The sequence below is a fragment of the Escherichia sp. WS1265 genome (assembly GCF_046487585.1).
GTDB classification, from domain to species: Bacteria; Pseudomonadota; Gammaproteobacteria; order Enterobacterales; family Enterobacteriaceae; genus Escherichia; species Escherichia coli.
The window spans coordinates 273237-286383 of record NZ_JBJQJE010000001.1; the positions used below are offsets into that span (position 1 = coordinate 273237).

General features: G+C 47.0%; 13 protein-coding genes. 4 read left to right on the forward strand and 9 right to left on the reverse strand.

Annotated elements, in window-relative coordinates; all coding sequences use genetic code 11:
• Positions 1-20: 20 nt before the first annotated feature.
• Positions 21-2282 (reverse strand): catalase HPII, encoded by a 2262-nt coding sequence (katE, locus tag ACJHX3_RS01375; RefSeq protein WP_042063579.1) that lies wholly within the window; start codon positions 2280-2282, stop codon positions 21-23.
• A gap of 182 nt (positions 2283-2464) precedes the next feature.
• Between katE and cedA the strand changes: the two genes are divergently transcribed.
• On the forward strand, positions 2465-2728 hold the full coding sequence (cedA, locus tag ACJHX3_RS01380; RefSeq protein ID WP_001241553.1) for a cell division activator CedA: 264 nt from the start codon (positions 2465-2467) through the stop codon (positions 2726-2728).
• Positions 2729-3016: 288 nt separating this feature from the next.
• On the forward strand, positions 3017-3820 hold the full coding sequence (ydjO, locus tag ACJHX3_RS01385) for a protein YdjO (RefSeq protein ID WP_094308316.1): 804 nt from the start codon (positions 3017-3019) through the stop codon (positions 3818-3820).
• Positions 3821-3823: 3 nt separating this feature from the next.
• Here the strand turns inward: ydjO and tcyP are convergent, their stop codons facing one another.
• The 3 genes from tcyP to hxpB all read right to left on the reverse strand — a co-directional run bounded on the left by tcyP (position 3824) and on the right by hxpB (position 6769).
• A complete protein-coding gene (gene tcyP / locus ACJHX3_RS01390) occupies positions 3824-5215 on the reverse strand; it encodes a cystine/sulfocysteine:cation symporter (RefSeq protein ID WP_001010714.1) in 1392 nt (463 codons plus the stop codon).
• Between the two features lie 132 nt (positions 5216-5347).
• On the reverse strand, positions 5348-5938 hold the full coding sequence (locus tag ACJHX3_RS01395) for a metal-dependent hydrolase (protein ID WP_001469175.1): 591 nt from the start codon (positions 5936-5938) through the stop codon (positions 5348-5350).
• 162 nt (positions 5939-6100) lie between these two features.
• The gene (gene hxpB, locus ACJHX3_RS01400; RefSeq protein ID WP_000106830.1) at positions 6101-6769 is read right to left on the reverse strand and encodes a hexitol phosphatase HxpB; all 669 of its coding nucleotides are present in this window, start codon (positions 6767-6769) and stop codon (positions 6101-6103) included.
• Positions 6770-6915: 146 nt separating this feature from the next.
• Here hxpB and ACJHX3_RS01405 point away from each other — a divergent pair, with 146 nt between their 5' ends.
• The gene (locus tag ACJHX3_RS01405) at positions 6916-7452 is read left to right on the forward strand and encodes a YniB family protein (RefSeq protein WP_000222172.1); all 537 of its coding nucleotides are present in this window, start codon (positions 6916-6918) and stop codon (positions 7450-7452) included.
• 40 nt (positions 7453-7492) lie between these two features.
• Here ACJHX3_RS01405 and ACJHX3_RS01410 read toward each other — a convergent pair whose 3' ends face one another.
• From ACJHX3_RS01410 to pfkB, 3 genes are all read right to left on the reverse strand, one after another.
• Positions 7493-8353, reverse strand: a complete 861-nt coding sequence (locus ACJHX3_RS01410) for a fructosamine kinase family protein (protein ID WP_094321991.1) — start codon at positions 8351-8353, stop codon at positions 7493-7495.
• A gap of 105 nt (positions 8354-8458) precedes the next feature.
• A complete protein-coding gene (gene ghoS, locus ACJHX3_RS01415; RefSeq protein ID WP_000146166.1) occupies positions 8459-8749 on the reverse strand; it encodes a type V toxin-antitoxin system endoribonuclease antitoxin GhoS in 291 nt (96 codons plus the stop codon).
• A gap of 100 nt (positions 8750-8849) precedes the next feature.
• Complete coding sequence (gene pfkB, locus ACJHX3_RS01420) at positions 8850-9779, reverse strand: 6-phosphofructokinase II (protein ID WP_000251737.1); 930 nt, start codon at positions 9777-9779, stop codon at positions 8850-8852.
• A gap of 286 nt (positions 9780-10065) precedes the next feature.
• Here pfkB and ACJHX3_RS01425 point away from each other — a divergent pair, with 286 nt between their 5' ends.
• Positions 10066-10824, forward strand: a complete 759-nt coding sequence (locus ACJHX3_RS01425) for a YdiY family protein (RefSeq protein WP_000771396.1) — start codon at positions 10066-10068, stop codon at positions 10822-10824.
• Positions 10825-10876: 52 nt separating this feature from the next.
• Here the strand turns inward: ACJHX3_RS01425 and yniD are convergent, their stop codons facing one another.
• Together yniD and espL1 are read right to left on the reverse strand one after the other, a co-directional pair.
• Positions 10877-10984, reverse strand: a complete 108-nt coding sequence (gene yniD, locus ACJHX3_RS01430; protein WP_001142445.1) for a small membrane protein YniD — start codon at positions 10982-10984, stop codon at positions 10877-10879.
• Positions 10985-11146: 162 nt separating this feature from the next.
• Positions 11147-13045, reverse strand: a complete 1899-nt coding sequence (gene espL1, locus ACJHX3_RS01435; protein WP_094321992.1) for a type III secretion system effector EspL1 — start codon at positions 13043-13045, stop codon at positions 11147-11149.
• Positions 13046-13147 lie beyond the last annotated feature (102 nt).

Consider the following 13147-nt stretch of genomic DNA (forward strand, 5'->3'; position numbering starts at 1 on the left):
GGGCGTGACCTTATCCATATTTACGCCGGAATTTTGTCAATCTTAGGAATGCGTGACCACACGCGGTGTGCTGCCATCAGCGTTAACAGTTCATCCATAAAACTACCGTCGGCGCTGTCAGCTTCCACAATCCCTTCTTCACCCTGGTCAGAGACCTTGATTGTTGCTTTAAACTTACGCGCGTCTCCCGCCAGCGCAATCGGTTTAAGGTGTTTGTAGGCTTCCATCAGGTAGTAGTTGGCATCGCCGTTGTCAGCGATATCCGCGATATTGCCGCAAGGGACAATAACCGCATCGACCGTCAGCGAAGGTGCACCGGCAAAGGTAGCGGCTATAGGCAACACCGTACCGTCATCCGCAGTCACTTCACCCATTCGGGAGTAGAGCAGTTTGGCATGAACGCCTTTGGCCTTCAGCGCCTTGAGAATGGCCAGAAGGTCTGCCGATCTCACTTCATCATTAAGTAAAATCGCTACCACGCGACCTTTCACATCACCGTCAGGAATGGCGTACAAACTTAAGGATGGATCCTTTTTCAGACCGTTGACGTCCGGAGGTGGGGTGATATTCAGCTGGTCGTCCGTCAGCTCGATACCGAGATTTTTCGCCACCGCCTGGGCCAGAGTGAGATCAATATGTGCCAGCTGGTCAACAACGCGCTCACGAATATACGGACGAACTACTTTGCTTAACTCAAAACTGAAACCATCGACAATATGGCGCTGCTCGAATGGCGTCTGACTTAGCCAGAACAGACGCGGATGGGAATAATATTCGCCAAACGATGGGCTGCGCTCGCGAACTTTATTGCCTTCCACGCGCTCCTGGTATGATTCAAAACCGCCGCGTTTCGGCCCCGGCGGTGTTTCGCGCGGCCAGTTATCGTTGATCGAGTTCGGTTCGTAATTCGCCGGGTTAGTGTCGATCCCCATACGATGCATGCCGTCACGCTGGAAATTATGGTAAGGGCAGGTCGGGCGGTTAATCGGAATCTCATGGAAATTGGGTCCGCCAAGACGACTGATTTGTGTATCGGTATAAGAGAACAAACGCCCCTGCAACAGCGGATCGTTGGTGAAATCCAGACCGGGGACAATATGCCCAGGATGGAAAGCCGCCTGTTCGTTTTCGGCAAAGAAGTTATCCGGGTTGCGATTGAGCACCATTTTGCCAACACGCTGAACGGGTACCAGTTCTTCCGGGATGAGTTTGGTTGGATCGAGAAGATCGAAGTCAAACTTGAATTCATCTTCTTCAGGAATCAACTGGAAGCCCAGTTCGTATTCCGGAAAATCGCCTGCTTCGATGGCTTCCCACAACTCGCGGCGGTGGAAGTCCGGGTCACGTCCGGTTAGTTTTTGTGCTTCATCCCAAACGAGTGAGGCTTTACCTGCCAGTGGTTTCCAGTGGAAACGTACGAACGTTGCCTTCCCTTCGGCATTAATCAGGCGGAAGGTGTGAATACCGAAGCCTTCCATGGTGCGGTAACTGCGCGGTATACCGCGATCCGACATCGCCCACATCACGTTGTGCAGAGTTTCAGGTTGCAGAGAAACATAATCCCAGAAAGTATCGTGGGCGCTTTGCCCTTGTGGAATTGCCCAGTGCGGTTCTGGTTTTACCGCATGAACAAAATCGGGGAATTTATGCGCATCCTGGATAAAGAAGATTGGCGTGTTATTGCCAACGAGGTCAAAAATACCCTCTTCGGTATAGAACTTGGTGGCAAAGCCACGGATATCACGCACGGTATCGGCAGAGCCAGCACCACCCTGAACGGTAGAGAACCTAACAAATACTGGGGTGATTTTGTTCGGATCTGAGAGGAAATCCGCTTTGGTGATATCGCTTAAGCTTTTATATGGCTGGAAATAACCGTGAGCGGCTGATCCGCGTGCATGAACAATACGTTCCGGGATGCGCTCATGGTCAAAGTGAGTGATTTTCTCGCGCAGAATAAAATCTTCCAGCAGCGTTGGACCACGGCTACCGGCACGCAGTGAGTTTTGATCATCGGCGATGCGCACGCCCTGATTAGTGGTCAGCGCAAAATTTTCACTGCCTTTGCGTACGTCTTCCAGAGAATTAAGTTTTTCGTTACGCGTATCAGGGGCTTTCAGGCTCCCAGGGGCGGTAGGTTGTGCACCTGGCGGTGTTGGTTCAGCCGCTGGACGATGAGATCCGTCCTCAGGTGCCAGTGAGTCCATCCCCGGTTTCGCTTCGCTGGAATCGTGTAGTGGTGACTGGTGCTGATGTGGGTTCTTTTCGTTATGTTGCGACATTGAACTCGTCTCCTTAACTTATTACTGAAAGGGCCGCTGTTTTGGTCAAAAAACCCTCTAAATATAGACCATCAGCCAGATCCCGCTTCGGAGACTATTCTGGAAACGGTGTTATGAAATACACGCAAAGCGGGACGTACAGGGGCTAAATCGGCTAAACTACAGTTTTTCTGATTTTTAATATGCGTTTAGTGAAGCCAGTAATGAAGAAACCGCTCCGTCAGCAAAACCGCCAGATTATTAGCTATATCCCACGCACGGAACCCGCGCCGCCAGAACATGCGATAAAGATGGATTCGTTTCGTGATGTCTGGATGCTGCGTGGCAAATATGTTGCGTTTGTACTGATGGGAGAGTCATTTCTGCGCTCACCGGCGTTTACTGTGCCTGAATCCGCCCAGCGTTGGGCAAATCAGATCCGCCAGGAAGGGGAAGTGACTGAGTAAAGATTACGTACCTCCCGGTTTTGCCGGGAGTTACATGGCCTGAAATTTTGTATTTCATTGCTACATTCATTCAAACCACCTGTAACAAAAAGCTGCCTTTGACGATCTATTGCTATAAATAAGTGAACTTTTTTCTTTAATTGTTTATTTATTTTAAAATGGTTAAGTTTTGCTAATCATGATGAGCTATTTTTGATAGTTCATCCTGTGGCGTCGCTCTTAAACTTATATTGTAAATGACTTAGATTTAAATGAGATAATAATTTTGTTAACAATATGAGGCGGGAGATGCTTTCTACAAACTTAATACAGAGTGATTATGGTAATTTAAATATTAAAAACCTTGCCTTCGACTCTTTTAAAGAAAGACTGCAGTCTACCATGACAGCACTCACTTTCTTTATATCAACGGGTCAATGTGCCTGCGATGAAATAGCAGAATCAAACTTTAATTATATGATTGCCTATATGTCTAACATTAACTATGATGCCTCAAAGCCAGGAGCGCCAGTACTTAGTTTTGATACATATCTGCAGGACAATGTTAAATATAGAGTAATAATTAATAATCTTTATGGTAGTGAAATTCGGATAAGAGGTATAAATAAAGATTTTATTGGAATGGATGTCACTTCTGTATTTCGCCCAGAAAAAATGACCAATTTGATCAATATAAAAAACAGGTTGGTTATTCACTATTTAAGAACGATATGCTATGAACAAAATTATATACATCCTGTTGGGAGCATTTTTGCTGCGATTCAAAAAAATGAGAGTCTCCTAAAGTTTCCTTCGATAATATCAATGCTTAATATCAGTCTTCTTTTTAATCCACTAAATCTTCCGGGAATGGGAAATGGTGTGCTTGAAGATATTATGAGTATTCCAGATAGTTCACTTAGAAAACGTCTCGGGTATGAGGTTTTAAGCTTCTCGCTACAGGCACATTCATTGAGTCAGGAATGTATTGATAAGTTGGTCATTTTTTTCGCTGACGATCTGTTTAAATATGAGTCAGTATGCATCGCCGCGATGGAACATTTAAAAAGTAAGGCAACGGTCCCTATACAAAACGGACCGTTGCCAGCATAAGAATTAACGGTGTGCCAGTTCGGCGTCGTCTTCGCTATCCAGAATGGCTTTATCGGTTTGCTTCAGCCACTGGCTGGTCAGCGTGCCAGCTGTCATCGAGCCACTAACGTTTAGCGCCGTACGGCCCATGTCGATAAGCGGTTCAACGGAGATTAACAGCGCCACCAGCGTTACTGGCAGGCCCATCGCAGGCAGCACAATCAGTGCGGCGAAAGTTGCGCCACCACCGACACCGGCAACGCCTGCGGAACTAACGGTAACAATACCGACCAGCGTCGCAATCCACATCGGGTCCAGCGGGTTAATGCCAACCGTAGGCGCAACCATCACCGCCAGCATTGCCGGATACAAACCGGCGCAGCCGTTCTGACCAATGGTCGCACCGAAAGAGGCGGCGAAACTGGCGATGGATTCAGGAACACCGAGTCGACGCGTTTGTGCTTCCACATTCAGTGGGATAGACGCAGCACTGGAACGGCTGGTAAAGGCAAACGTCAGTACTGGCCATACCTTACGGAAGTACTTCAGCGGGCTCACGCCATTAATGCCCAGCAGAAGGCCATGCACTGCAAACATAATCAGAAGACCGAGGTAGGACGCGACAACGAAACTACCCAGTTTGATGATGTCTTGCAGGTTAGAACCTGCAACCACTTTGGTCATCAGCGCCAGAACGCCGTAAGGGGTCAGCTGCATGACCAGGCGAACCAGTTTCATCACCCAGCTTTGCAGGGTATCGATAGCGGTTAAGACGCGTTCACCTTTCGGCGCATCATCCTTCAGCAGCTTCAGCGCAGCTACGCCGAGGAATGCGGCAAAAATTACCACGCTGATAATTGACGTCGGATTGGCTCCGGTCAAATCGGCAAACGGGTTTTTCGGGATAAAGGACAAGACCAGCTGCGGAACGCTCAGGTCAGAGACTTTACCAACATAGTTACTTTCGATGGCGTTCAAACGTGCAGTTTCTGCACCACCCTGAACCAGACCTTCAGCCGTCAAACCAAACAGGTTGGTGACCAGCACACCGACCAGCGCTGCAATCAGCGTGGTAAACAAAAGCGTTCCGATGGTCAGAAAACTGATTTTGCCTAACTGTGATGCGTTATGCAGACGGGCAACCGCGCTCAGAATAGAGGCAAAGACTAACGGCATAACGATCATTTGCAGCAGTTGAACATAGCCGTTACCAACGATGTTAAACCACTGTACAGAATCTTTAAGTACCTGGCTGTCAGAACCATAAATGGTATGCAGGGCGAGGCCAAAAACCACACCCATCACCAGACCCACCAGCACTTTTTTCGCCAGACTCCACTGTTTATGGCGGGTCTGAGCCAGCGCAAACAGCAGTACAACGAACACCACGATGTTCGCAATTAATGGAAAGTTCATCCCCGTTCTCCTGATCTTATTATTTCTATCACTGCGTAGCAGTCATAGTGTTGGCGCAAGATTAACAGAACTGTGAGCTGGCTCTTATATTCAAATGGAATTGCTTATTCCAGAAAGGTGATTTTTGCCTTTTTAGTATTCAACCTGATGCTTAATAAGCCGATGAAACTGGATCTGCAAGGTATTGATCATTTGCGATGACCAACGGACAGCGCTGTTTTCGGGTAATGAATGGGGCATCCATACCGACCAGACAAATAATGCCATGCAGATAAAACGTTCCAGTTGGTTGCCCTTTTGGGGAACCAGGATAGGCAAGCGGAAACGCCAGCGGCATGGCCAGAGCAGGGGAACACCGGCGGGTGTCAGCATATCGGCAAGTATGTGGCTCAAATAACCCAGCACCATGCCCTGCAATGCATCAGCCGGAATGAACCAGCTTTCAGGAACCTTAAGGTAAAAGGTTGCCAGCAGCGAAAATACCGCCAGCAGACTGTGGGTAAAACCACGATGCCCAAAAGCGCGGGCGATCGGTTTTGATATCCACTTTAATCGCTGCCCAAGAAACGACTTTGGGTGATCGATGTCCGGTAACAAACACGTCAGGATTGCGGAAGGGACAATATGCCACCAGTCACCCTGTGCCAGCACGGGCGTCAGCTCGGCATTTTTGGCAAATACCGCACAAGCAATAGAAAATAGAAGGTGACCTTCCGCCGTCATGATAAAACTCACTAAACTGTCGATACGTACAGTATAGGATTTTTATACAGTGCGCGGAAGTGGTGACGGTGTAACTCTTTTTCTTAAATTGACGATTAATCCGCCAGTTGAATGCAAATTCAGATAAAGAACCAGGGGCAGCGTGATCACTGCCCCTGGTTATTAACCGAGAAGGTCTTTTGCGGTGAGTTCTGTCAGCGATGAGAGTTTGACGTTTGCTAATACAAAACGTGGATCATTTTGCGCTTCTGGCGCAGGAACGATGATGGAACGCATGCGGGCTGCTTTAGAGGCGATCATGCCATTTACCGAATCTTCCAGCGCTACGCAGGTCAGTGGGTCAACGCCCAGTTTTGCTGCGCAGTCGAGATATACTTGCGGATGCGGCTTGCTGTAAGGTAATTTTTCAGCCGAGGCGAGGGCATCGAAACTGTCGCGTAAGTCAAACATGGTCAACACTTTTTCCAGCATATGTAGTGGTGACGCGGAGGCCAGTCCCACCAATAAACCTTGTTCTTTGCATAACGCAACGGCTTCACGCACGCCTGGCAATAATGGGCGTGTCTCTTCAACCAGTGAAATGGCACGAGCAATAACCCGTTCTACTACTTCCTGACGGCTTGGCCCATTCCAGGGTTGCCGGGCGTACCAAAGATCGACCACCATATCGATGCGTAAACCTAAGGTGTCCGGCAGCTCGTTACGACGGGAGATATCCACCCCCAGGCTTGCCATCACATCCAGTTCGGCTCGATCCCATAAAGGTTCTGAGTCGATAAGTAATCCATCCATATCAAAAATTGCAGCAAGAATCTGACGCGGGGTTGACATTACAACCTCTCCTTTAGAGCATTATGTGTAAGGTATTAAGCCGTGCTTATGATTAAGCGCCTATCATATCGCCTTTAAAGAATGGGCGAAAACAGATATCTACAGGTAAACTAAGTGAAACGACGCGTCTTAATCAAGGAGAACTCATGACGTATCAACAAGCTGGACGCATTGCTGTTTTGAAAAGGATTTTGGGTTGGGTGATTTTTATACCTGCATTGATCTCTACATTGATTTCTTTGCTGAAATTTATGAATACCCGGCAGGAAAACCAGGAAGGCATTAATGCGGTCATGCTCGACTTTACTCATGTCATGATCGATATGATGCAGGCGAATACGCCTTTTTTGAATCTGTTCTGGTATAACTCCCCGACGCCCAATTTTAATGGTGGCGTGAACGTTATGTTCTGGGTGATTTTCATCCTGATTTTTGTCGGGCTGGCGTTGCAGGATTCCGGTGCCCGGATGAGTCGCCAGGCGCGCTTCTTGCGGGAAGGTGTTGAAGATCAACTCATTCTGGAAAAAGCCAAAGGGGAAGAGGGGCTAACGCGTGAACAAATTGAGTCACGTATTGTTGTGCCGCACCATACTATTTTCCTGCAGTTTTTCTCGCTGTATATCCTGCCGGTTATTTGTATTGCTGCAGGTTATGTGTTCTTTTCTCTGCTGGGGTTTATTTAATCAAAAGGCCGCACGGAGCGGCCATTATCCTCACCCCATATTATGCTGCTAATAATCTATCCAGTGACTGCTGAGCAATAACCAAATGCTGACCGCCAAATAACCTTGCACGATTTAACAGCGTGTAGAGTTGGTAAACCGGTTGACGTTCAAGGAAATCGGCAGGTAGCGGGGATACTGACTGATAGCCGTCAGAGATTTGTGGCGGCTGTTCAGTATGCAGCGGTAACATCGCCAGGTCGCACTCTCGGTCACCCCAGTAGCAGGCCGGGTCGAAAATGTACGGGCCATCCGGACCCAGCGCACAGTTGCCGGACCATAAATCGCCGTGCAACAGAGAAGGCTGCGGTTGATGCGAGGCCAGACGCTGCTGAATATGCTCGACGATGGCATCGATATTGCCGAAAGCGATCCCTTTTTCTGCCGCCAGTTCCAGCTGCCAGCCAATCCGTTGTTCAGCAAAAAAAGTTGACCAGCGACGTTGCCAGGTGTTGGGCTGGGGAGTTGTGGAGAGCGCGTTATCGAAATCGAGGCCAAATTGCGGTTGGTCGCTCCATTGATGTAAACGCGCAATTTGCTGACCAAGAATAAATGCGCTATGCGCATCCAGCGGGCGAGGTGGGAGATAATCCATCACCAGAAAACTATAGTCACGGTCAGCGCCAACTGCCCAAACCTTAGGTACGGTGACGGTTTTACTACGCGACAGTAACTCCAGTTGGTCGGCTTCGGCGGTAAAACCGGGAAGCAGTTCCCTTTCATCACATTTGACGAAAAAGTCACGTCCTGCATAGCGCAACTGCCATGCGGCATGGACTTCTCCGCCAGGCAGTTCATTACGCAGTTCGATTTCGCCTTCACCTAACTGCTCGCTCAAAAGACGACTGATTGCCTGCCACATGATGTCTCTCCCATGTTGTCTGCCAGATCATAAGGTTAGCGCAAGAATGCGGTGTAAAAACACGAGCTAACGCACACCACAGACTGATTATTGCCCAAAAACCATTTATTTTCTGTTGCTATTCCATTCCTCCCAGGTCGTGATGGTGATTTCAGGATCTTTGCCGGTTGCACTTTGGGTAAGCCCCGAAACCAGTTCTCTAATTTCTTCTTCACTTTGGGTACTGATAAGTCCAAAAGTGTTAGTCCCCAGCTCATGGATATTTCCATCATCATCCGTCATGGTGAGCAAAAAACCGTCGCGAGTCAGGTAATTATTCAACTCGTTAATTTCAGTCAATGTATCCTCGCGCAACATGACGGTTATGACATAACGGACAAGATCGCCACTGGCCATAGTTCACCCCTTTGTTATCACATGACTTTTGAGCATAGTCGGAGAAACGCGTTGCCGACAGGTTGGTGGTGATTCCCCCAATGCAGGGGGAATGTTTCAGTTAGCGGGAAAGGTAAGCGTAAATTTTTTGTGTATCGTCATGGGAGCACAGGCGTGTTCCCTGATTGAGTGTGGCTGCACTCCCCGCAGCTACGCCAAAACGGACCATCTCTTCAAGAGAGGCATTTTCTGCCAGTTTCAGTGTCATCGCGCCGACCATGCTGTCACCAGCGCCAACGGTGCTCTGGCTTTTCACCGGTGGTGGCACAACCTGAATGCAGTTTTCACTATCAACGCCCAGCGCCCCTTGTGGACCCAGGGAAACGACAACTCGTTTGGCCTTGCCGCTATTAACGATTTCCTGCGCGGCTTTGCGGACATCGTCTGGCTGGGTGAGTTCGCGATTCACCAGCGCACTGAGTTCTTTTTGGTTAGGCTTAACCAACTCGATGTTACCAATCGCCAGTGCTGCACTTAACGCTTCGCCAGAACTGTCGACGATGCAGCGAATCCCTTGGTTTTGCGCAGCGGAAATCAGTTGGGTTAATTTTTCCAGCTTCACACCTGGCGGCAGGCTTCCGCTTATGACCAGGATGGCCCCGGATTCAATTTCCAGAACTTGCTCTTCAAGCTGGCGAAACTCATCTTCATTTAATGCCGCGCCTGGCATAACAAAACGATACTGCTCACCGCTTGCTTCCACATGTACGTGTAAATTCTGCCGGGTCCAGTCTTTGGCCTCTACAGTAGCGACGGGGACATTTTCATCCGCCAACAGTGAAACCAGGTGTTCGCCGGTCGCGCCACCCGCCGGGAAGATCGCTGTGGCACTGCCTCCAAGATGGGCAATGGCGCGGGCGACGTTGATGCCGCCGCCCCCGGGTTCGAACACCGGTGCGGTACAGCGCAGTTTTCCTTCGGGATAAATTTGCGGGGTAATTGTTGCGCTATCGAGAGAGGGCGCAAGTGTCAACGTATAGATACGTACCATCATTTCCTCCTATAGGCTGATTTCAGTCTGGCACCGAATCAGCGGAAAGTGAAGAAATTAACAATATGATTTATTAGAGCTTTATTTAAAATTTTGCAGATAAATATATATAAATAAAAATCTGTTTTCGCCACATGCTTATTCAAAAAATGAAATAAGAATACATTGCTAAGTTATTCGCGCCTTTTTATAATTCGTTACCTTTCCAGGGACGCTAATCTTTGATCCTTAAGAAAGTTTCCGGGACCGCGAAGGTCTCTTTTTTTGTTGTACGGACTCTTGATAAATGAAGCTTTTGAAGACAGTTCCTGCCATCGTTATGTTGGCGGGGGGCATGTTTGCGTCATTGAATGCAGCTGCCGATGATTCCGTTTTTACTGTCATGGACGATCCTGCCAGCGCTAAAAAACCTTTCGAAGGTAATCTGAACGCAGGATATCTTGCACAATCAGGCAATACGAAAAGCTCCTCACTTACGGCTGACACCACCATGACCTGGTATGGACAAACCACTGCCTGGTCGCTGTGGGGGAACGCCAGTAATACTTCTTCTAATGATGAGCGTTCTTCAGAAAAATATGCGGCGGGCGGGCGTAGCCGTTTTAATTTAACTGATTATGACTATTTATTTGGTCAGGCAAGCTGGCTGACAGACCGTTATAACGGCTATCGAGAGCGCGATGTGTTGACCGCGGGTTATGGTCGTCAGTTTTTGAATGGCCCGGTACACAGTTTCCGCTTTGAATTCGGCCCAGGTGTGCGTTACGACAAATATACCGACAATGCCAGTGAAACCCAGCCGCTGGGTTATGCCTCCGGGGCTTATGCATGGCAGTTGACTGACAACGCTAAATTTACGCAGGGTGTTTCCGTCTTTGGCGCGGAAGACACAACGCTGAACTCTGAAAGCGCATTAAATGTTGCTATTAATGAACATTTTGGACTGAAGGTGGCTTACAACGTCACATGGAACTCTGAACCTCCAGAGTCTGCACCGGAACATACCGATCGTCGGACAACCTTATCGCTGGGCTACAGCATGTAACATCATCTGCCGGACCGTAGTATGCGGTCTGGCTATTTTCGTTTGTCACTGCTCAGCCCCAAATCATTGCTGCCCAACGTAGCAACAACATAGCGCCACAGATTGCCAGTAGCACCACCACCATCTTCCAGTGTTTTTTATCAAAGCGTTTAGTCGGCATACCAGTGTCCTGCATATCTCTTGTGCGTGATAACGGAGTGTAACAAAAGGGACAGGCAACAAGGGATTTTTTGCAATTACAGCCGTCGGGTGGCGTTGTGCACCCGGTCACTGTTATTGAGTTTAAAGTATATGTATCAACATATACATCGTAAATATTTAGTTATAAATACGCCTGTAGTTCATCTGAACTAAAGCTCAGGCTTTGGCTGATTACATTTATAGCTGCATAATATGTTTCTACTGTTTTATAATGATTATGATGAATGGCTATATGAACAGCTGATATGTTGTCATGATTTTTAGCGGCCAACAGTGTGAATAACTGATGTTGCCTAAAAGAATATTTTTTTGCAAAAGTATCCAGCGTTGATATATAAGATAACACGACGTCTTTATTACCCTTGCTCATGGCGATGTATAAAGCAGGGGTTCCATGTGTTGTTGCGCCTTTTAATAAATCCATGATGTTAATTTTGCTGAGGTTATATTTAACAGCGATTCCATAAACTTTAGAGAGGAACCGTGTGACACACAAAGGGTGATTATTTTCCATTGCGGCATATAATCCTGGCTCACCATCACGTGTTTTCATTGCTAAAATATCCATCACCATTTTTTTGCTTAAAAGCTCTTGTGTTATTGGAGTGGTTAATGCATTCAGAAAGATATCGATTATTTCATCGAATCCATACAACATGGAGATATAGAGTCCAGGTGTTTCGTTAGCACTTTTAGTTTGCAGTAATTTAACCAGATTATCTTCATGAATGATATGATTATCTACCAGTGACTGAATTTCTTGCATAAATATTTTTACGTTGTCAGTATGTCCGTTCATCATAGCCAGAAATAAAGCAGGTGTACCAACACTATTCTGCGCAGTTATTATTTCAATGATTTCTTTTTCAGGGAGTATGGGTAACTGTTTGAATAATGTAATAAGCTGTTGAGTCTGGCCTGTGGCCATTATTAACAACATTGCCGATGGATGTATAGGAGCAAATGGCATTCGTGTCGCGATACCCGTGAAAATAGCCCCTGGAGCTCCCTCAGGTAATAGGGGCAGAATAGCAATTGCACAGTTGCGAACATACCTATCAGCCCAGGTCTGAGCATCGGGACCTGAACTGATGAACTTATCGAGCGAGAGAAAGCCCCGTGCTGTCCTGTGGGTGCCTCTGACGGCAACGTTGGTATCGTTCGGGTCGTAAACGGACACAACATAATTTAATTGCCCATACGCTGACTGCTTTATTCGTAGCCTTACTGACAAAGTATGATTGTCTATATATAAAATCGCGGACATATGACTGACATTGTTTGCCATCATTCGACAGAAGAAAATATCTAAAGCGAAGCCAAAATCCTTACTCGCGATAACGCGACTCCCTGCAGGAGGATGGCGAAGTAATGATCTGAACTCCGCGTCCCGGACTAAGGGGACATGCTGCTGTATGGATTCAACGGAGGAGTAATGTTTAATCAGATTGACTTTGCCTTTTCCATTTCTCAGTGAATCAAGGGCGTATTGCAATGACAGATGGCGACAAAAAATAGCGTCAGAAGGAGATTGCAAAAAAAATGCACTACCATTGAGATTTACTGTTGGTTGTATAGTTTTTTCTCTATGGATTTTTTTAGACAGTTTCATACAATGGTTACGATTTTCGGCAGTTAACTGTTCCTGTTCAATATAATCCAGTATGCTTCGCAAATGGTTAGCTTTAATAGGCGTGGTTTCCAGTAATAAGGAAATGATTTCTTTTTTATAGTGTAATGTAATGAGTATATTTTCTGCATGGATGGGTGAAGTGGCAAAGTTAATGGTAAAAAGGGCAGTGGAATAACAATTTTGTGATATTTTTCGACAGTTTGCGGTAAATTCCTGAGTAACACAGTATGACAGCATCGAACTTAAGTCAGAGGTATCAAGTAGGGTGATGAGTTGGCACGCAAATTGATTAATAGGCTCTGATGAAGGCGTTGGTATGTCGCTATCGATGTGCATTCTATGAGGAGACTTATAATGAGTTCTGATAATAATGTCGTTTTGACTCATAATCTATTCGCCTTATATATGTCTGGAGGTTTTGAGGATGATAATTAATTATTATCGCCAGAATGAAATGTGCACGAAAAATTGCTATAAGAATTGTGTCAC